The sequence below is a fragment of the Alcanivorax sp. HI0083 genome, from assembly GCF_001635175.1.
Genome location: NZ_LWFX01000694.1, coordinates 1 through 380, shown reverse-complemented (window position 1 = coordinate 380; position 380 = coordinate 1). Strand labels below are relative to the sequence as shown.

Below are 380 nucleotides of genomic sequence, written 5' to 3'. Positions count from 1 at the left end.
GGGAGGGGCTTGCTTAGTTCACTCGCACACAGAACTGTGCTCTGGCGCTCTCACCCGCAGGCAACTCACCAATCTCCCATTTCACCTCTGGATCAGTGCCGGAATTGGCCACCGTGTTGTTATCCGAGTTAGCGGTCAGGAAAGTGGTATACGGGGTGGTTTCATCGGTGATGATCACGTTCTTCGCCGTGGCCGCACCTTCGTTGGTGGCCGTCAGGTTCCAGATCACACACTGAAGGGGCTCCACCTGGGTGGTTTGACTTGCAGCAAAGCCGGAATCAGGGATCCAGAGCGCGTCCGCACTACCGGTGTCACAACTGCAATCGGCATCGACGCCCGCCGCTTTGTCGAGGCGCACCTGACCGAGGATGACGTCCGTC

1 pseudogene is annotated in these 380 nt (G+C 58.9%); it reads right to left on the bottom strand.

The window, feature by feature from the left end:
• Positions 1 to 13 precede the first annotated feature (13 nt).
• Positions 14 to 380, bottom strand: a pseudogene (locus A3754_RS06850) (DUF11 domain-containing protein); the annotation flags it as partial.